Raw genomic sequence first — 19,078 nt, forward strand, 5'->3', positions numbered from 1 at the left:
TCTTTGTGCTCTTGGCCGATGGGCTGTCCGTCCTGGTTTTCCGGCCGGGTCGGTGCCAAGCTGGCTGCATGCCTGCAGAAGGGAGCGGCCAGCCCTCGTTACGCGGAACCCTTTCCCAGCTACGCCTTCGTGAGCTGCTCGGCGAAGTACAGGACCGGGTGGAGCAGCTGGTCAGCGCGCGCGACCAGATGGACCTCCTGCTGGAGGCGATGCTCGCGGTCGCGGCGGGCCTGGAGCTGGACGCCACCCTGCGCCGGATCGTGCACGCGGCGATCGACCTGGTGGACTGCCGGTACGGGGCGCTGGGCGTGCTCAACGCCGACGGCGAGGGCCTCGCCGAGTTCGTCTACGAGGGCATCGACGAGGAGACCCGCCGCGAGATCGGCAGCCTGCCGGAGGGCCACGGCTTGCTCGGGCTGTTCATCGAGCAGCCGAAACCGTTGCGGCTCAACGATCTGGCCCAGCATCCGGCGTCCTCGGGCTTCCCGGCGCACCATCCGCCGATGAAAAGCTTCCTCGGCGTGCCGATCCTGGTGCGGGAGAAGGTCTTCGGGAATCTCTACCTCACCGAGAAGGCGGGTGGTCAGCCGTTCACCGAAGACGACCAAGTGGTGGTGCAGGCGCTGGCCGCCGCGGCGGGCATCGCGGTGGAAAACGCGCGGCTGTACGAGGAAACACGGCTGCGGCAGCAGTGGCAGGAGGCCACCAGCGAGATCCGCGCGGAGCTGCTCGGCGCGGCCGACCCGCGTGACGTGCTGCACCTGATAGCCGACCGCGCGCTGGCGCTGACCGGTGCCGACTACGCCTTCCTGGCCCAGCCGGACGACCCCGAACTGCCTGCCGCCGACGTGAGCACTCTGGTGATCACGATGTGCGCGGGGCCCGAGGCGGGAAAACTGACCGGGCGGGAGATCCCGGTCGAGGGTTCCAGCTGCGGGACGGCGTTCCGTGACGCCGTCCCGCGCCAGGCGCCGAGCCTGCTCTACGACCTTTCGAAGGGGCTGGAGGACAGCCTCGGCCCGGTGCTCCTGCTGCCGCTGCGCGCGTCGGCCGAGTCCGTGTCCGGTGTGCTGGTGGCCGTACGCACGGCGGGCGCGGACCAGTTCGATCCGGCGCAGCTGACGTTCGCCGCCTCCTTCGCCGATCAGGCCGCGCTGGCCCTGCAGCTGGCCGACGACCAGCGCCGGCTCTACGAGCTGGAGGTGCTGGCCGACCGCGACCGGATCGCGCGCGACCTGCACGACCACGTCATCCAGCGGCTGTTCGCGCACGGTCTTTCGCTGCAGAGCACCCGGCTGCGCAGCCGTTCCCCGGACATCCAGGCCCGGCTGGCGGACATGATCGACGACGTGCAGAGCATCATCGCCGAGATCCGGACCGCGATCTTCGACCTGCACGGCGGCCTGGAGGGCACCACCCAGCTGCGCAAGCGGCTGCACGAGATCATCGCCGAGGTCACCGGAGACTCCGCGCTGCAGACCACGGTCCGGATGTCCGGGCCGCTCGGCGTGGTCTCGCCCGAGCTGGGCGAGCACGCCGACGCGGTGCTGCGGGAGGCACTGTCGAACGCGGTGCGCCACTCCGGCGCCCGCACCGTGACGATCACCGTCTCGGTCCGCGACGACCTGGTGATCGACGTGCTCGACGACGGCACGGGCCTGCCACCGACGGTCGCGCGCAGCGGGCTGCACAATCTCGCCGAGCGCGCACGCGAAGCAGACGGCAGCTTCATCGTGGAATCCCCGGAGGGCGGCGGAACCCGGCTCGTCTGGCGGGTGCCGGTTTCCTGAGCCGCTCAGCCGGACGCCGCGCCGCGGGCGCTGTTTTCGTCCACGATGCTGTAGCCGGTGACGAGTTCGGGATGGATGCGCACGACATAGTCTTCGCCGCTCTGCCCCGCCGTCCACGGCCGGAGCAGCTCTTCGTAGCGGGCCAGCGCCGCGCCGCCCCGGAGCCGCCGCGCCATCCCGGTGACGACCACACTCCAGCTGATCCCGCCCGACGGCGAGATCAGGTCGGCCTCGTAGGCGACCACGGTGTCCAGCACGGAGGACAGCCCCGCGCCGGCGTTCCCGCGGACGATCACCTGGCCGTCGTCGAGGAGGTGGCTGACCGGGCGGATGGCGGGCAACGCCTGATGGGTGAACACGATCCGGCCCACGCCCACGCTGCCGAGCAGGTCCAGTGCCTCGGCGCGGGTGAGCTCCTGGAACCTGTGCGCGGTCATGACCTATTCCGGGTGGCCACTGCGCTAGACGACACGCACGTCATCATGTCCGGGCTCCGGCGCGCCCGAAAGGGCACAAAGTCACCGGAGAGATGACGGATTCACCCCGGGCGCGCACGCGACGCGCGCCGGGCGGACCGTCCGCAAAGGACTTGTTCCGATAGGGAATCCCTTTGCCGTCAAGCAATCCACAGTGGACGTTCAGCCGCCGGCACGGACGACCGCCACCGGGGCGCTGCCGTGGTGCAGCAGCGCCCGCACGGTGTCGCCGAGGCCGGAAGCCGTTCCGGCACCGACGACGACCAGTTGCGCCCCGGCGGCCTCGGTGAGCAGACCGTGAGCCGGGGTCGCGCACGGTACCCGATGCCGGATCTCGGCGTCCGGATACTTCTCGTGCCAGCCGGACATCCGCGCGGCCAGCGCGGCGCCCGCGTCGGCGGCGGCGCCGTCGTAGTCCACGTCGAAGGGCGGCACAGACCAGCTCTCCCCCACGGCCGGGTCCGCCCACGCGTGCACGGCCACCAACGGGACATCGCGCAGGAGTGCCTCCCCTACGGCGAATTCCACCACCGCGGCCAGGGCCTTGCCTGCGCCGACTCCGGCCACGACGGGCCCGCCGTCCGGTGGCGGCTCACCCGGTTTACGGCCGCGCACCACCACCACGGGGCCCGTGGCACGAGCCGCCACGGCGACGGCGACCGGCCCCGCGCCCAGCACCGTCAACCCGGCCGTTCCGCTTTCGCGGAGCAGGATCGCAGGCACGTCCCCGGCCACACACAGCCGGTGCAGTTCGATGCCCGGGGCCAGGTCACGTGCGGCCCATTCGGCCGCGCGGAGCCATCCATTGCCCCGTTCGGCGTCACCCGGGCCGGGGCCGCGGACGTGACAGAGGCGCAGCGGGACGTGCCTGCGAGCGGCTTCGCGGGCGGCCCAGCGCGCCGCGTGCAGGGCTTCCGGTGAACCGTCCACCCCGGTGAGAATCGAGTGCCGCGGGACGATGCCGGTCATCGGCACAGTCTGCGCGCGCGGGCGAAGACCCGGGCAGGGTCACGCGTCCCCACGGCCGGGGTCCTTGTGCCCTACCCCTTCGCCGGTAGGTGCGGGCCACCCGGAGGCCTAATCTGGGAAGCGAGCCCGAGCCGGAGGTGAGCACGTTGATCACAGTGTTCCTTGTCGACGACCACGAGGTCGTCCGGCGAGGGGTGGCCGACCTGCTGGAGGCCGATCCCGAGCTCACGGTCGTCGGCGAAGCGCCGACGGCGGCGCAGGCGCTGGCCCGCATTCCCGCGCTCAAGCCGGACCTGGCGCTGCTGGACGTCCGGCTGCCCGACGGCAACGGCATCGAACTCTGCCGGGACCTGCGCTCGCGGCTGCCCGAGCTGAACGTGCTGATGCTGACGTCGTATACCGACGAGGAGGCGATGCTCAACGCGATCCTCGCCGGCGCCGGCGGTTACGTGATCAAGGACATCCAGGGTTTCCAGCTGATCTCCGCGGTGCGCGAGGTCGGCTCCGGCCGCTCCCTGCTGGACAACCGGGCGGCGGCGACGCTGATGGCGAAGCTGCGCTCGGACGCCGCCGAGACGGGCCCGCTGGCCGGGTTGTCCGAGCGGGAACGCACCCTGCTCGACCTGATCGGCGAGGGCCTGACGAACCGGCAGATCTCGGAGCGGATGTTCCTCGCGGAGAAGACCGTGAAGAACTACGTTTCACGTTTGCTCACCAAGCTCGGCCTGGAGCGGCGCACCCAGGCCGCCGTGCTGGCCACCAAGATGCGGGAGCACCGCGGACGCCCCTGAACGTCCACAGTGGACGCCGGTCGCCCGGCGTCCGGGTGACCACTGTGGACCTGTGCTGGTGGAATTCGGCCCCTGGGAAAGGGCCCTTCGACTCTCCCGCCCCTGGTCGTCGTCGGGGAAGGTGGACCAAGGCACGACAGAGGAGTGAAATGGCATCAGCGGCAAAGTGGACGATGGACGTCGCGCTGGAAGAAAGTGGCGGCATCACCAGGGCACAGGTCCGCCTCGCCGCGGGCGAGGGCAGCTTCACCGGGATCGGGCTGGTCCGTGGCGGGCCACGCGGGGTGCACCTGCCCGAGATCGCGGCGGAACTGGCGATCGCGCGGGCGTTTTCCGATCTCACCGAGGAACTGCTGGAGGCGGTCGCCTCCGATATCGAGTCCCACTCGCACCGGCCGTTCGCCACGATGACTCCGCGCTGACCGCTACCCTGGCGCGATGTCCGCGCTGACCCGTCAGGAAATTTCGGCCGCCGTCACCCCGCTGGGCTGGCGGTACGTACTGGGCGAGGTATGTGCCCGCGTGCCGGTGCGCTCGCTGGGCCACGCCGCCGAGGTGGCCGCGGCGCTCTCGGTCGGTGCCGGGGAGTCGCTGCGCCTCGAACTGCGCCACGACGTGGTGGCCGTGTCGCTCTCGCCGGTGACACCGGCGGAACTGGCGCTCGCGGGCCGGCTGGCCGCACGCGTGGAAGAGCTGGGCCTGCGGCTCGGCCCCGCGCAGGTGCAGGTCCTGGAAATCGCGATCGACGCAGTGGACATCCCGCGGATCCGGCCGTTCTGGAAGGCCGTGCTCGGCTACGTCGCGGAACCCGGCGACGAAGGGCCGGCAGGGGCGCTGATGGACCCGCTCAGGCGGAGCCCGGCGGTGTGGTTCCAGCAGATGTCGCAGCCACGCACCCAGCGGAACCGCATCCACCTCGACGTATCGGTGGCACACGACGCGGCGCAGGCGCGCATCGACGCGGCTCTCGCCGCCGGCGGCACCCTGCGCTCGGCCGAGGCGGCACCCGCGTTCTGGGTGCTGGCCGACCCGGAGGGCAACGAGGCCTGCGTGACGACCTGGCAGGGCCGGGACTGACTCAGCCGCCGCGGGGCCGGCCCGCGACCTGCGGCAGGGCTTCGGTGAACCGCACCGGCACGGGTTCGGGATCGCGCAGGCGCCGGGTATGCCGTGGCAGCCAGCGCAGGTCGCGTTCGAACCGGGTGCGCGCGTCGGCCAGCTCGTGCTTGCCGCGCACCCGGCGTCCGTTGCGCATCACCGGTTCCAGCACCGGGCGGTGCCCCGCCGGAGCCGCCTCGTCACGCCGCGCCACTGTGTCCTGCTCACCCGAAACCGTGCGGTAGACCTGCTTGGCCCACGGCACGATCCGGCCGCCCCGCGCGGGCGCGCCCGCGTATTCGACGAGTTCGTAGGCACAGTCGAGGAACGGCACATCCGAGGAGAGCACGCCTCTGGTGCCGATGCCGTAGGAATCGATCGGCGCGCCGGAGCCACTCAGCCTGGCCAGTTCGTACTCGTCGAGCCCCGCCGCCATGATCCGCGCGTGCGTCAGCCCGGCCAGGTCGAGCAGGTCGCGCACCTGCCGGGACACCGAGAGCATGTCCCCCGTCTCCAGCCGCAGCCCGACCCGTTCCTCGGCCAGCCCCAGCGTCCGCACCACCTCGATGAGCGTGCGCACACCGTCGCGGGCGTCGAACGCGTCCACCAGGAAACCCAGCGCGTCCGGGAAGTCCTCGGCGAAGGCCTGGAACGCCGGAAGTTCCGCACCGAACGCGTGCACGAACGACGGGTCCATCGTGCCCACCGGGCGCAAGCCGAACTCGCGCGCCGCGGACAGGTGCGTCGTGCCGGCGAACCCGGCCAGCGCGGCCGATCGCGCGACCGCGCAGGCAGTCACCGGGTTGTGCACACGCTGTGCGGCAAGGTCGATCAGGTCTGCGCCACCGGCGGCGATCCGGCAACGAGCCGCGCCCGTGGCGGTCGCGGAGGAGAAGGTCATCAGGTTCAGCATCGCCGTGCCGACCAGTTTCGCGACCGGCAGCGAAGCCGTGACCTCCAGCAGCGGCTCGCCGGGGAACATCAGCCGTCCCTCGGGCGCGGCCCACACCTCGCCGTCGAACCGCAGCGGCGCGAGCGCCGCCAGGTCGGCGGCGGTGAGCCCGACTTCGGCACGCAGATAAGCCAGCTCCTCTTCGCCGAACGCGAACTTTTCCAGGAACGAAAGGCAGTCGGACAGTCCGGCGCACACCACGAACCCCCGGTCCGGGGGCAGCTCGCGGGCGAACAGGCTGAACGTCGCCCGGCCGGTCATGTCCCGGCGCAGGTAACTGGCAGCCATCCGGATCTCGCCCAGACCACCATGCGGGGAGGTCATGACCTCATCATGAATGACTTTCGGCTCTGCCGCCCAGAGCCGGTCGTCCCCGGCCTGGAGGACCTTGGCCCCTTCACCGCGGTGCCTACCGGGTCCGCGGGCTCCTGGATGGCCCCGGTGTTGTCGAACCGAAGTTTGCGGCGGGTGAGCGGTCGCGCAGTTCGATGGTGTAGCGCCCGGCGGCGGTACCTGCCGGTTCAGCACCCTCGCGTGCGCGCGGGCGGCACGTCGATCAAGACCACCCTCGATGTGTACGGCCACCTGTTCGAGCGGAGTCGCGCGCAGCGCGTCCGTTGAGGTGGTGGGCGACGGCAGGGGCCGCCCTAGGGACTTTGTGCTGTGCCCTCCGGTTACCTCCAGCCCTGCCCGCGCGCGCCCGCGCGCGGCAGGCTGAGCTGCATGGTGCTGGGCAATCGGACGGCGGCAGGCCGGGAACTGGCGGAACGCGTCCGCGGGTACGCGGACCCGCTGGTGCTCGGGCTGCCCCGCGGCGGGGTGGTCGTCGCGGCCGCCATCGCCGACCGGCTCGACGCCCCACTGGACGTGGTCCTGGTCCGCAAGGTCGGCGCCCCCGACGCACCCGAGCTGGCGCTGGGTGCGGTGGGTGAGGACGGCGTGGTTGTCGGAAATCCCGCCGTGCTGCGGCATTTCCGGCCCAGCGCAAGGATTTTCGAAGCCGCCGCCGAAGAAGAACGGTCCGCGCTCGCGCGGCGGGCGCAGCGGTACCGGTCCGCCCGCCGCATCCAGCCCGTCGCGGGCCGCACCGTGATCCTCGTCGACGACGGGATCGCCACCGGGGCGACCGCCCGGGCCGCCGCCGAGGTGCTGCGCGCCCGCGACGCCGGGTCGATCGTGCTCGCGGTGCCGGTCGCTCCCCCGCAGGCACTGGCGACGCTGGCCTCGGTCGTCGACGACATCGTCTGTCTCGCGGTGCCGCGCCGGCTGCGCTCGGTCAGCCAGTGGTACGCCGACTTCGCCGAGGTCAGCGATGAGGACGTCGTGGCGCTGCTGGGCAAGTACGCCGGGGTGCCGGCATGACGGGCAAGCGGATCGGCAAACCGGAGGTGGTCCGGCTGGCCGCCAACCTCGGGGACTACGACCGGGTGTGCGCGGACTTCAGCTGGGAGGCCGAGGGCCTCGCGCTGTCGGGACTGCCGCACGGGCGTGGGCTCAACATCGCGCACGAAGCGGCGGACCGCTACGCGGCCGGGCCCCGGCGCGATCACGCGGCGCTGCGCTGGACCGGCCACGACGGGCGGCCCGCGGAACTGTCCTACTGCGCGCTCGCCGCGCAAAGCAACCGGTTCGCCAACCTGGTGCGCTCGTTGGAAATCCCCGGCGGGGAACGGATTTTCACCCTGCTCGGTCCCGGGCCGGACCTGGCCGTCGCCGCGCTGGGCACGCTCAAATCGGGCTGCGTCCTGGCCCCGCTCTCCGGCTCCGCCGGACGCGACCCGGTACGGCAGTGGATGCGGAACGGTCAGGCCGGCGTGCTGGTGACCACCCCTGAGCTGTACCGGCGGACGGTCGAAGGCAGCCGCGACGACATCCCGTCGCTGCGCCAGGTCCTGATCACCGGCGCCGTGGCGATGCCGGGCACCCACGCACTCGTCCCCGCGCTCGCGGCCTGCCCGGCGACGTTCGACATCCCGCCGACGGCGCCCGACGACCCCGCCCTGCTGCTGCTCACCAGCGGCACCACGGGCGCGCCCAAGGGCGTGCTGCACGCGCACGGCAGCGTGCTCACCCACTACGTCTCCGCGCGGTACGCGCTGGACCTGCACCGCGACGACGTCTACTGGTGCACCGCCGATCCCGGCTGGTCCCTCGGCATCGTGCACGGCCTCATCGCCCCGCTGAGCCACGGCATCACCTCCGTCTGCGAGGACACCGCGAGCCCCTCCGACGTGCTGGCCGGACACGGGGTGACCGTCTGGTTCACCGACCCGCGTTGCCTGGACGCGCTGCGCGAGAGCGGCACTGCGCCCGAGCTGCCCCGGCTGCGGTTCCTGGCGGGCACCGGCGAGCCGCTGAGCCCGGAAACCGTGCTGTGGAGCCATGATTCGCTCGGCCTGCCGGTGCACAACGCCTGGGCGCAGACCGAGACCGGCGCGACGCTGATCGCCGACTTCGCCGCCGAGGAGATCCGCCCCGGCGCGCTCGGCCGCCCGTTGCCCGGGATCGAGACGTGCCTGCTGGACCCCGACGGGGACGGCGAGATCAGCGAACCCGAGCAGGAGGGCGAACTCGCCGTGCGGGCGGGCTGGCCGTCGATGTTCAGCGGCTACTGGCGGGCGCCCGACCGCTACGACCGGTCCTTTTCGGACGGTTGGTACCGCACCGGCGATCTCGCGCGCCGCGACGAGGACGGCTACTACTGGTGCACCGGCCGCGTCGCCGACGTGCTCACCGTCGGTGGCAGGCTCGTCGGGCCGGTCGACATCGAGGGCGCGCTGACGGCACATCCGGCGGTCGCCGAGGCAGGCGTGATCGGCCTGCCCGGCTCCGGCGGAGACGACCGGATCAAGGCGTTCGTGGCGCTGCGCGAAGGCCACCTCGCCACCGCCGGACTCGCCGCCGAGATGCTGGCGTTCGCCCGGCACATGCTCGGTGACGGCGCGCCGGCCGAACTGGAGTTCAGCCCGGGCCTGCCGCGAACCCGCAGCGGCAAACTGGTGCGCCGCCTGCTCAAAGCCAGGGAACTCGGTCTGCCGGAAGGCGATCTGTCCACAGTGGAAGGTATGTGATGAACGACCGGAGCACACGTGCGAAAAAGCGTGCCGAACTGTTGCGCCAGATGATCCGGATCCGCCGGTTCTCCGAGCGTTCGCTGGAGCTCGGCGGCACCGTCCGGCTCGGCGAAGAGGCGCTCGCCGCCGGGACCCTGCACGCCGTCGGCGCCGAGGATTCGGTGGTCTCGCTCTCGGCCGAACCCGCGCACGGCCTGGCCCGCGGGGTGCCGATGGACGCGATGCTCACCGGTGCGCAGATCGCGGACGTGGCCCACCGGTTCTACGGCGGGCGCACCGCCCCTGGCGCCGGACTGCCCTTCGCCTCCGGTCTCGCCCTGTCCACCACGCTGCAACGCCGTCCGCTGGTCACCGTGTGCCTCTTCGCCGACGGCGGGGTGCGCGACGGAGAGTTCCACGAGACGCTGAGCCTCGCCGCGCACTGGCGGCTGCCGATGCTTTTCTGTTGCGAGAACGACCTTTCCGCCCCGGAAGGGGGCCGGCCGGACACCGAGCTGGCGATGCACGCCGCGTCGTACGGGATGCCGGCCTGGGCGGTGGACGGGATGGACGTGCTGGCCGTCGCCGACGCGGCCGAGCGCGGCGTGGAGGCGATCCGGTCCGGCGCGGGCCCGCACTTCCTGGAGCTCTACACCTACCGGTTCCGCGGGCTGGCCGAAGTGGCGCGCTGGCGCGAGTTCGACCCAATTCCCCTGCTGGTCAACACGATGTGCGCGCAGGACGAGATCGGGCTCGAGGAGGCCGTCGCGCTGGAGTCCGAAGTGGACACCGAGATCCGGGCGCTGGGACGCGGGTGAGGAAGACGACGTACCGGCGGGCCGTGCGCGAAGCGATCCGCGAGGCGCTGCTGCTCGACGAGCGGGTGTTCCTGATGGGCGAGGACGTCGGTTCCTCCTCGGGGCTGCTCGGCGAGTTCGGCCCGGACCGGATCCGCGACACTCCCCCGTCGGCGTCGTCGTTCGTGGCCGCCGGCATCGGCTCGGCGGTCGGCGGGATGCGGCCGGTCGTGGAGATCTCCGCCGCCGACGCCGGGCTGCCCGCGCTCGACCAGATCCTCACCAACGCCGCCACGCTGCGGCAGATGTCCGGCGGCCAGCTGACGGTGCCGCTGGTGATCCGGATGGTCAGCGGCCGCAACTGGCTCGCGCACGACATCGGCAGCTGGTACGCGCACATCCCGGGACTGCGCGTGGTCTCGCCCGCCACGCTGGAGGACGCGCGCGGGATGCTGTGGACGGCGCTGGCCGACCCGGATCCGGTGCTGCTGGTGGAACACGCCTCGCTGCAGGACGTGCCGGGGGAACTGGCCGAAGACGCCGGTTCGGTGGACATAGAGCGCGCCATCGTGCGGCGCGGCGGGCGGGACGTCACGCTCGTCGGGTACGGCGGGACGCTGCCGGTGACGCTGGCCGCCGCGGACGAACTCGCGGACCGCGGGGTGAGGGCCGAGGTCGTGGATCTTCGGTGCCTGCTGCCGCTGGACGAACACACGATCCTGGAGTCGGTGCGGCGCACCCGCCGGCTCGTGGTGGCCGACGAGGGCCGCCGCGGCGGCGGGCTGTCCGCGGAGATCGCGGCCGGGGTCGCCGAAAAGGCCTTCTACCACCTCGAAGCGCCGATCGAGCGGGTGTACGCCCAGAGCGACGACACCCGGACGCGGCTGCCCACGCCGGACGAGGTGGTCGCCGCGGCGCTGCGTGCGCTGGGCTGAATCACTGCTCCGTCAAGCCCGAACCGCGCACCAGCACCACCGGACACGTCGCCTGACGGATCAACGCCCGGCTCGTCGCCCCCAGCGTCCCCGCGCGCAACGCCCGGCCACCGAGCACCAGCAACCGCGCGCGCCCGCTGTGCTCCATCAACCGGGCGACCGGGCTTCCGTCCACCAGCAACGGCGTCACCGGCACCGAGGGGTACTTCTGCCGCCAGTCCCGCAGTTCGCTCGTCAGGTCCTGCTCCGGCGGCTGCCCGCTTTCGCTGGCACGTAAGGCGATCACGCCCGTCGTGTGCAGGTCCGCCTCGTCGAAGGCGAACGCCAGCGCCGCATCCGCCGCACCGTTGACCCCGGCCAGCACGCGGCCGTGCCCGCTGAGCCGACCGCGGACCACGACGACGGGACACCGGCTGTTCGCGGCGACGTGCAGCGCGGTCGAACCGAGCGTCACCTGCGTGCCGGGGCCCAGACCCCGCCAGCCGACCACGAGCATCGCCGCGCGCGCCGATTCCGCGACCAGGTTCCGCCGCGCGTCACCGATGCGCAGCACGCATTCCCGGTCCACGGTCGTGCCCGTCAGTTCGGCGGCCTCGCGCAGCCAGTCCCGCCCCAGTGCGAGCACCGAGCAGGCGTGCACGATCCGCAGGGGCAGCCCCCGGCGCCGTGCCTCTCGCGTTGCCCAGCGGACCGCGTCCAGCGCGACCCCGGAGCCATCGACGCCGACGACGATCGGATCCCCAGCGGAAATCGGGCTCATGCGGTCCTCGATCGCCGCTCGGACAACGGGATCACGGTGCGCGGTGCGGCCGCGCCCGCCTCTTCGACCTCGGCGGCCAGCGCCGCCGCGAACCGACCGGGATCGGGCAGCGACCGCCGGGCGGCGGCACAGCCGAAAACCACCTGACCGGCGTAGCGGAACACCGACACCGTCACGCCCTGCCTGCCGCGCGGGGTCCACGCGGTGATCCCCGCGACCGGTACTCCGCCGAGCGTCATCGGCGCGGCGGGCCCGCTCACGTCGGTCAGCACACCGACGTCGCGGCCCGCGATGCAGCGCGCCAGTCCGCCCGGGATTCGCACCGCACGCCGCCGGACCTCGGCCAGCCGCTCCCGGAAGCTCTTGCGCGCCAACGGAATTCCGGGTAACACAACGGTTTCCCCGGCGCCGGGCAGCAACCAGGACAGTTCGCCCGCGCCGTGGCAGCGCGCCAGCGCGCCCGTGACCAGCGCCGTGTGCACGTCCGCCAGCGGGGCGCCGGTCGCACGGCTGATCGCCGCGATCTTCTTGGCCGGCACCGGCGCGCTCCAGGCGACAGCCTCCGGCCCGGTCGCGGTTTGCGCCCGGGGCCAGCGCACCAGCCGGGCCATTCCGGGCACGCTCTCCCAGTTGTTGGTGGCCAGTGCGTCGGCGACCTTCAGCGGCGCCGTGGGCAGGGCCGACGCCGCGAGGTCGAGCGCTCCCTCAGCGGCGCCAAGGGCCGCGGCCACCCCGCAGGCCGGTAGGGCGGCAAGCATCCGGCCCGCCGGCCGCAGCTCCCGCATCGTCCGCCGCAACAGGCCGCGCAGCTCGCCGAGGGCGTGGCGGGCCGCGGTTCCCGCCGGTGCGGCGAAAACGGGATCGTTCTGCACCGGGATGCCTGCTCCGGCCGGGCGCAGCAGGTCGTACAGCTCGCCCGGTTCCTGGGAACGCAGGACGAACGCGCTTCCGGTGCCGTATCCGCGCACCAGCTGGGAGGCCCGCCCCGGCGCCGCGGCAAGCTCTCGCAGCGCCGCTTCGCCGCCAGGGGCGGGCAGGTCCTCGACCTCGAAACCGGCCAGTGCGGCCGGGAAGTCTTCACGTAGTGTCTCAGGATCGACAGCGGTCTCGGTCCACAGCACGCAGGTGACGGCGCGCTGGTCCAGGGGCGGCATGGCGCGGTCCTTCCTGTCCCGGGGTGCCTCCAGCTTTCAGGTGGAGGCACCCCGGGTTGAAGGGCCGTTGGTCACCGGTTTCCCCTGCCGGGGCCTCAGTCCTCCGGGCGCACGACGAGCACCGGGCAGGCGGCGTGGTTGAGCAGCGCCTGACTGGTGGAACCGAGCAGCAGCCCGGTGAACCCGCCGCGCCCCCGGCTGCCGACGACTATCAGCTGCGCCAACGCGGAATGCTCCAGCAGCTGGCGGCGCGGCCGGTCCCTGACCACGACCCGCTCCACCCGCACGTCCGGGTACTTCTCCTGCCAGCCGGCGAGGCTTTCGGCGAGCACGCGCTGTTCCTCGTCGGCCTCGGGCGCCAGCTCCGGGTAGTCGGTGGGCAGCCCGCTCAGGTAGTCCACGTCGCTCCACGCGTGCACCGCCACCAGCGGCACCTCACGCCAGGACGCCTCGTCGAACGCGACGGCCAGCGCGCGCTCACTCGTCCGGCTGCCGTCGACGCCCACGACCACCGGACCGTCTTCCGGCACCGGGCCGTCCGGCCGGCCGCGGATCACCGCCACCGGGCAGACCGCGCGCGCCGCCACGGCGACGGCCGTCGAACCGATCAGCATCCCGGCGAACCCGCCACGGCCGGAGGCACCGAGCACGATGGTGTGTGCCCGCTGGGAAAGCTCGAGCAGCGCCTGGATCGGGACGTCCGAAGACCGCTCCTGCGTGACAGTCAGCCCCGGGTGCACGCCGAGCGCGATCTCCGACGCCTCGGCGAGTTCACGTCTGGCGTACTGCTCGAGCTCGTCGAACACGCTCTGCGGTGCGGGCAGCGTGATCGCCATCGGTTCCCTGGCGAAGACCAGGTGTAGCGGCAGGTTCCGCCGCCCCGCCTCCGCGGCCGCCCAGCGCACCGCCGTCCGCGCCTGCGCCGAACCGTCCACCCCGGCCACGATCGCCCCGGTCGCGTCTGTCATCGCTCCTCCTTGTCGTCCCGGCTGTCCCCGCCTGCGACAGTACGACGGTCCCGATCACCTCGCAGCAGCCGAGCGGCCCACCGGTTGAGGACTTCCTACCCTCACGCGAACGGCCCAACCCTCGACACACTTCGCGGCATGACCCCACTGCGGCCGCTCACGCGTAGCGAGTGCCTGGATCTGATGAAGACGGCCCCGGTGGGCAGGCTCGTGTTCTCCGAGGGCGCACTGCCCGCCATCCGGCCGGTCAACTTCGTGCTGCACCAAGGCGACGTCGTGCTGCGGGCGGCGCGCTCCGGCGCGATCGGGAAGCTCTCCGACGAGGTCGTCGCGTTCGAGGTGGACGAGATCGACCCGGACACGCGGACCGGCTGGAGTGTGGTCGCGGTCGGCAAGATCGAGCCGGTCACCGACGTCGGCGAGATCGTCGCGATGGCCGGTCCGGCGCACCGGCCGTGGGCACCCGGCGAGCGGGACAGGTTCCTGCGGATCCGGGTGGAGATCGTCAACGGGCGGCGGTTGTCGCTCGGCGGCCCCGATGGCGGATGACCGTCCATTCAGGATGGACGGGAAGCGCTCTCTTCCTTCCCGTCGGCGGTTCTCCTGGCGCCGAAGGCCGGAATCAGGTGTCCTGGGACTCCGGCTGCTCGCCGACGGCCTGGACACCGCCGAGGTGCACTGCCCCGAGCGGACGCACGCGGTCGCCTTCGAGCCGCGAAAGCCCTCCCTAGTGGACTAGACCACTTCCGTCAAGTGGTCCCCGACGTTGGTCGGGAATCGGCGCGGATTCGTTGACGGTCCCGCACTCGCCTGCCTAGCTTCGGAATCTCCCCCGCAACCACCCGAGGAGGAGATCCGTTGTGGTGTCCCGCCGTGGTTTCCTAGGACTCACCGCCGCCGCACTGGCCCTGCCCGCCATCCCCGCCGCCGCGGCGACGCCGGCCGCCTTCACCCTGAACCTGGCGAACAACACCGGTTCCGGCACCGTTTTCGCCTACGTCACCGGCACCGCCCCGGACGGGCGGCTGATCCTGCTCGACTCCGGTGGCGCGCCCTACTACCCCGCCTCCCCCGCCACGGACCTCACGCCGCTGCCGGTGGACTGCGCGATCGCGGTCGGCTCCGGCAGGCAGGTGAGCGTGCCGAAAATGGCCGGCGCGCGGATTTACCTGGTGACGGACGCGAAACTGGACTTCTTCCTCAACCGCGGCCCGGCACTGGTGCACCCCAGCTTCCTCAACTCCGGCGACCCGAACTTCGCGAAGAACTGGTCCTTCGCCGAGTTCACCTTCAACGACGCGCAGCTGTTCGCCAACATCAGTTACGTCGATTTCGTCGGCCTGCCACTGGGCCTCGGGCTCACGACGTCCTCATCGGGAACACAGTCGGTGCCCGGCCTGCCCTCCGGTTCGGTCGACGCCGTCAGCAGCGGCCTCGGCGCCCAGGGCGGCAACTGGGCCCAACTGGTCCAGACCGGTTCGGACGGGCGCCCGCTGCGCGTGCTCAGCGCACAGCACAAGGCCGATCAGTTCGCGGGCTACCTCGACGGCTACATCGACCAGGTGTGGCAGAAGTACTCCTCGGCCACACTGACCGTGGATTCGCAGAACCCCGCGGTCGGCACGTTCACCGGCAAGGTCAGCGGCGACGTGCTGACGTTCGACAACGGGGAGAGCTTCGGCAAGCCCGTCACCGCGGATGTGTGGAGCTGCGACAGCGGCCCGTTCGCGATCCCGCAGGGCGCGAGCGACGCGCGCAAGGCGATCGTTCCCCGGCTGGCCGCGGCGCTGAACCGGACCACCTTGCTGGACAACACGAACCAGCCCACCGGCGAGGACCCGGCGCGGTTCTACCAGAACGCGGAGACGAACCACTACGCCCGCATCGTGCACGGCAAGCTCCCCGACAATCGCGGCTACGCCTTCCCGTACGACGACGTGACCCCGGGCCAGGACTTCAGCGGTTCCGTGTTCGCCGGTGACCCGCTGACCCTGACGGTCACCGTTTCCGCGACCCACTGAGTTCCCGCACAGCCATCCCGAAGCGCCCGCCGTGGTCCGGACCACGGCCGGCGCGCCGGCTCACAGCACCATCACGCCCGCCGGAAAAAAGTGCCGCGCCGGCCATTCCCGCCGCTTCGCGTTTACGATCGCGAATTTCCCCGATTTTTCCCATCACCCCGTCTCCACACGCTGACCCTCCGTGCACGAAAGCCCGTTTTTTGTTGCCTGGACACGAAAAACCGGCCGGATCCGCTCATCCGGCCGCGCGCAACGCATGGTTGGAAAATTGTCCCCCATGGATGTCAAGGGACACATTCGGATGAACAGGAACATGAAGTTGACTCACAGTTGCCGGAATGATTAATCTGCCTGGGCGCTGGCGGAGCTCTCCGGGCTTTCCACGCCGTATGCCGGCTGGGTGCGGGGACCCGGGCCACGTCCACAACTAGTGCGGGAAGGCCCCCAGGAGCCTTGAAGAAGATATTCGGAACGCGTGCCGGCCGGGCTTCCATCCGGACCAAGGTGCTCGCGATCGCCGTCGTGCCCAGCGTCGCCCTGCTCGTGGCCGGCGTCGCGCTGGCCGGCTACCTGGTCTACCAGGCCGTCGAGTCACGCACGTTCATCACGAAGGTGCACGACTCCGCCCCGATCGCGACCCAGTACTTCGCTTCGGTGCGCGCCGAGCGACAGCTGACCCTGGCCGACCTCGCCACCCACGGGACGGTGCACCCGCAACTACTCCAGGTGCGCGGCAAGACCGACTCGACGGCCGCCGCGCAGGCGAAGAACCTGGCCGGGCTCTACGACCAGGCGCCGGACCGGGTCAAGGCGAGTATCGACCGCACCGCGGAGAACATCGCACAGCTGCCCTCGTTCCGCGCCAAAGTGGACGCCGGCACGGCGACGACGATGGACGCCTACAACTTCTACGACAACCTCATCGACGAGTACACCGAAGGACTCAACGGTGTGGCCGAGGGCGCGCCCGACGCCGAGGCCGCCTACCTCCGGGTGACCGCGATGCCGCTGTTCTCCGGTGCGGACGCGATGGCGCGCGGCGACGCGCTCGCCGCCGCCGGGTTCGCCCGCGGCGGGCTGACCGCCGAGGAGTTCAACGCCTACGTGTCCGCCGTCGGCGCCTACCACGCCGCTTTCGACGGCCAGGTCCGGGAAATGATCCCGTCGGTGCGTGAGCAGTACGAGGCGCTCAAGGCCGGCCCGGCGTGGGCCACCCTGACCACCGTCGAGAACTCGGTGCTCAACGGCGACCGCGACACGCTGCCGGTGGCGCAGCAGCAATGGCGCGACGCGGCGACCCAGGTCGCCGGCCAGCTGATGAACCTCTACATCGAGCAGAGCACCAACGCCACCAACGTCGAGATCGACACCGGTAACCAGCGCCTGGTCACCTCGATCGTGGCAGGCGCGGCCGCGCTGCTCATCGCGATCGCGGTGTCGATCTTCGCGTGGCGGATGTCCTCGCGGCTGATCCACCGGCTGCGCAGGCTGCGCGAGGAGACCCTGGAGATCGCTGACGCCCAGCTGCCCGACCTGGTCGGCCGCGTCCGCAACGGCGAAGCGGTCGACCTCGTCGCCGAGATGTCCTTCCTCGACCACGGCGAGGACGAGATCGGCCAGGTGGCCGACGCGTTCAACAAGGCGCAGCAGACCGCCGTCGCGGCCGCGGTGGAGGAGGCCAAGACCCGCGAGGGCACCAGCAAGGTCTTCCTCAACATCGCGCACCGCAGCCAGGTGCTGGTGCACCGGCAGCTCAAGGCACTCGACGAGGCCGAGCGCAAGCAGGAGGACCCCGACCAGCTGGACCTGCTGTTCAAGCTGGACCACCTGTCCACCCGTGCCCGCCGCAACGCGGAGAACCTGATCATCCTCGGCGGCGAGCGGCCGGGCAGGCAGTGGCGCAACCCGGTCGCGCTGGCCGACCTGATCCGCGGCGCGACCGCCGAGACCGAGGACTACGCCAGGGTCAACACCGGCCGGCTGCCCGGGGTCGCGGTCGCCGGCCCGGTGGTCGCCGACCTGATCCACCTGCTCGCCGAGCTGATCGACAACGCCACCTCGTTCTCCCCGCCGGCGTCCAGGGTGGAGATCTGGGGTGACGTCGTCGGCCGTGGCGTGGTGATCGAGATCGAGGACCAGGGCGTCGGCATCGAGCCCGGCCAGGCCGACGAGCTCAACGCGATGCTGGCCGACCCGCCGGACTTCGGCGTGATGGCGCTGTCGGCCGAGCCCCGGCTGGGCCTGTTCGTTGTCGCCCGCCTCGCCGCGCGGCACGGAATCACGGTGACGCTGCGGCAGTCCGCCTACGGCGGCACCCGGGCGATCGTGCTCGTCCGCTCCGAGCTGCTCACCCCGTTGCCGCCGCCCGAGGAAGCGGAAGTGCCCGCCTCCGCGGTGCCCGCCCAGCAGAACGGCGACGAGCACAGCGGAAACCACCGCGCTCCCGGGCAGCACCGGCAAAACGCACCCGGGCGGCCCGCCGAACCCGGCGCGCTGCCGAGCCTGCCGGTGCGCCGGCCACAGCCGGTACCGTCGATGGAGGAGACCGCACGGCACAACGGTGTGCTCGCCGAACCAGGCACCAGGGTCGACCTGTTCTCCCCGCCTGCCAGGCCGGCGCGGCAGCAGTCGCCCGCCCGCCCGCACCAGGAGACCCGGTCGCCGCAGCCGGGAGGACCGATGTCACCGGACCGGCCGGCGCTGCCGCGCCGCCGTCGCCAGCAGAGCATGGCTCCCCAGCTGCGCACGAGCGAAACCCCGCTCGTGGCTGAGGCAGTGGCCCCGTCGGCGGATCCCGACCAGGCACGCAGCAGGCTTTCCGCGTTCCAGGCCGGAACCCGGCGCGCCCGCGACAAGGACCCAGCCGCCACCGACTTTTTTGGGGAGCACAAATGACCAATCCCGGGGTCAACGAGCTGGACTGGCTGCTCGACGATCTGCTGCAGCAGGTGGCCGGCGCCGACCGCGCGGTGGTGCTGTCCGCCGACGGGCTGCTGGTCGGGCGCTCCACGAATCTGTCCGAAGAGGACGGTGAGCACCTGTCGGCGGTGGCTTCGGCGTTCCAGAGCCTGGCCAAGGGCACGGGCAGGCACTTCGGCGGCGGCCAGGTGCGGCAGACGGTGGTGGAGATGGACCACGCGTTCCTGTTCGTCACCGCCGCCGGGTACGGCGCCTGCCTCGCGCTGCTCACCAGTGAAGAGGCGGACATGGGCCTGGTCGCCTACGCGATGAACATGATGGTCAAGCGGGTCGGCGCCGTACTGTCCGCCGCGCCGCGGGTCGAGCACGCCGGTGGGCTGGCATGAGCGACGCTT

At 71.8% G+C, this 19,078-nt stretch carries 18 protein-coding genes; 12 read left to right on the forward strand and 6 right to left on the reverse strand.

The annotated features are described in order from the left end of the window. Positions 1-68 precede the first annotated feature (68 nt). Complete coding sequence (locus VHD82_RS36465) at positions 69-1,790, forward strand: GAF domain-containing protein (RefSeq protein WP_325714147.1); 1,722 nt, start codon at positions 69-71, stop codon at positions 1,788-1,790. 5 nt (positions 1,791-1,795) lie between these two features. Here VHD82_RS36465 and VHD82_RS36470 read toward each other — a convergent pair whose 3' ends face one another. Next, positions 1,796-2,227 carry a pyridoxamine 5'-phosphate oxidase family protein gene (locus VHD82_RS36470; RefSeq protein ID WP_325714149.1) on the reverse strand — a complete coding sequence of 144 codons (432 nt, stop codon included), beginning with the start codon at positions 2,225-2,227 and terminating at the stop codon, positions 1,796-1,798. 201 nt (positions 2,228-2,428) lie between these two features. Next, positions 2,429-3,235 (reverse strand): universal stress protein, encoded by an 807-nt coding sequence (locus tag VHD82_RS36475; RefSeq protein WP_325714151.1) that lies wholly within the window; start codon positions 3,233-3,235, stop codon positions 2,429-2,431. Positions 3,236-3,381: 146 nt separating this feature from the next. Between VHD82_RS36475 and VHD82_RS36480 the strand changes: the two genes are divergently transcribed. The 3 genes from VHD82_RS36480 (at position 3,382) to VHD82_RS36490 (ending at position 5,103) form a co-directional block, all read left to right on the forward strand. Continuing rightward, positions 3,382-4,026 (forward strand): response regulator transcription factor, encoded by a 645-nt coding sequence (locus VHD82_RS36480; protein ID WP_325714153.1) that lies wholly within the window; start codon positions 3,382-3,384, stop codon positions 4,024-4,026. Positions 4,027-4,175: 149 nt separating this feature from the next. Then, positions 4,176-4,448 (forward strand): dsRBD fold-containing protein, encoded by a 273-nt coding sequence (locus VHD82_RS36485; protein WP_325714155.1) that lies wholly within the window; start codon positions 4,176-4,178, stop codon positions 4,446-4,448. Between the two features lie 16 nt (positions 4,449-4,464). After that, positions 4,465-5,103: a VOC family protein gene (locus VHD82_RS36490; protein WP_325714157.1), complete on the forward strand. Its 639-nt coding sequence runs from the start codon at positions 4,465-4,467 to the stop codon at positions 5,101-5,103. A 1-nt stretch (position 5,104) separates the two neighbouring features. Here VHD82_RS36490 and VHD82_RS36495 read toward each other — a convergent pair whose 3' ends face one another. Continuing rightward, positions 5,105-6,400, reverse strand: a complete 1,296-nt coding sequence (locus tag VHD82_RS36495; protein ID WP_325714159.1) for a nicotinate phosphoribosyltransferase — start codon at positions 6,398-6,400, stop codon at positions 5,105-5,107. Positions 6,401-6,799: 399 nt separating this feature from the next. Between VHD82_RS36495 and VHD82_RS36500 the strand changes: the two genes are divergently transcribed. Genes VHD82_RS36500 through VHD82_RS36515 form a run of 4 tightly spaced genes read left to right on the forward strand, consistent with a single transcriptional unit; the run spans position 6,800 to position 10,861 of the window. Further along, positions 6,800-7,438, forward strand: coding sequence for a phosphoribosyltransferase (locus VHD82_RS36500; protein ID WP_325714161.1), 639 nt, complete (start codon positions 6,800-6,802; stop codon positions 7,436-7,438). Then, entirely contained in the window at positions 7,435-9,147 is a 1,713-nt protein-coding gene (locus VHD82_RS36505) for an AMP-binding protein (protein WP_325714163.1), read from the forward strand. Before VHD82_RS36500 ends, VHD82_RS36505 begins: the two co-directional genes overlap by 4 nt. Then, positions 9,147-9,947: a thiamine pyrophosphate-dependent enzyme gene (locus VHD82_RS36510; protein WP_325714165.1), complete on the forward strand. Its 801-nt coding sequence runs from the start codon at positions 9,147-9,149 to the stop codon at positions 9,945-9,947. Before VHD82_RS36505 ends, VHD82_RS36510 begins: the two co-directional genes overlap by 1 nt. Continuing rightward, on the forward strand, positions 9,944-10,861 hold the full coding sequence (locus VHD82_RS36515; RefSeq protein WP_325714167.1) for an alpha-ketoacid dehydrogenase subunit beta: 918 nt from the start codon (positions 9,944-9,946) through the stop codon (positions 10,859-10,861). Before VHD82_RS36510 ends, VHD82_RS36515 begins: the two co-directional genes overlap by 4 nt. A 1-nt stretch (position 10,862) precedes the next feature. Here VHD82_RS36515 and VHD82_RS36520 read toward each other — a convergent pair whose 3' ends face one another. The 3 genes from VHD82_RS36520 to VHD82_RS36530 all read right to left on the reverse strand — a co-directional run bounded on the left by VHD82_RS36520 (position 10,863) and on the right by VHD82_RS36530 (position 13,743). Beyond that, positions 10,863-11,621 (reverse strand): universal stress protein, encoded by a 759-nt coding sequence (locus VHD82_RS36520; protein WP_325714169.1) that lies wholly within the window; start codon positions 11,619-11,621, stop codon positions 10,863-10,865. Then, the gene (locus VHD82_RS36525; RefSeq protein WP_325714171.1) at positions 11,618-12,775 is read right to left on the reverse strand and encodes a WS/DGAT domain-containing protein; all 1,158 of its coding nucleotides are present in this window, start codon (positions 12,773-12,775) and stop codon (positions 11,618-11,620) included. Before VHD82_RS36525 ends, VHD82_RS36520 begins: the two co-directional genes overlap by 4 nt. A 95-nt stretch (positions 12,776-12,870) precedes the next feature. Beyond that, positions 12,871-13,743, reverse strand: coding sequence for a universal stress protein (locus VHD82_RS36530; protein WP_325714173.1), 873 nt, complete (start codon positions 13,741-13,743; stop codon positions 12,871-12,873). Between the two features lie 138 nt (positions 13,744-13,881). Between VHD82_RS36530 and VHD82_RS36535 the strand changes: the two genes are divergently transcribed. From VHD82_RS36535 to VHD82_RS36550, 4 genes are all read left to right on the forward strand, one after another. After that, positions 13,882-14,292 (forward strand): pyridoxamine 5'-phosphate oxidase family protein, encoded by a 411-nt coding sequence (locus VHD82_RS36535; RefSeq protein ID WP_325714175.1) that lies wholly within the window; start codon positions 13,882-13,884, stop codon positions 14,290-14,292. A 311-nt stretch (positions 14,293-14,603) separates the two neighbouring features. Beyond that, on the forward strand, positions 14,604-15,764 hold the full coding sequence (locus tag VHD82_RS36540) for a glycoside hydrolase family 64 protein (protein ID WP_325714177.1): 1,161 nt from the start codon (positions 14,604-14,606) through the stop codon (positions 15,762-15,764). Between the two features lie 453 nt (positions 15,765-16,217). Then, positions 16,218-18,659 carry a nitrate- and nitrite sensing domain-containing protein gene (locus VHD82_RS36545; protein ID WP_325714179.1) on the forward strand — a complete coding sequence of 814 codons (2,442 nt, stop codon included), beginning with the start codon at positions 16,218-16,220 and terminating at the stop codon, positions 18,657-18,659. Further along, complete coding sequence (locus VHD82_RS36550) at positions 18,656-19,069, forward strand: roadblock/LC7 domain-containing protein (protein ID WP_325714181.1); 414 nt, start codon at positions 18,656-18,658, stop codon at positions 19,067-19,069. Before VHD82_RS36545 ends, VHD82_RS36550 begins: the two co-directional genes overlap by 4 nt. The last annotated feature ends 9 nt before the right edge of the window (positions 19,070-19,078 follow it).

Source organism: Amycolatopsis sp. (assembly GCF_035546795.1).
In the GTDB taxonomy this organism is placed as follows: Bacteria; Actinomycetota; Actinomycetes; order Mycobacteriales; family Pseudonocardiaceae; genus Amycolatopsis_E.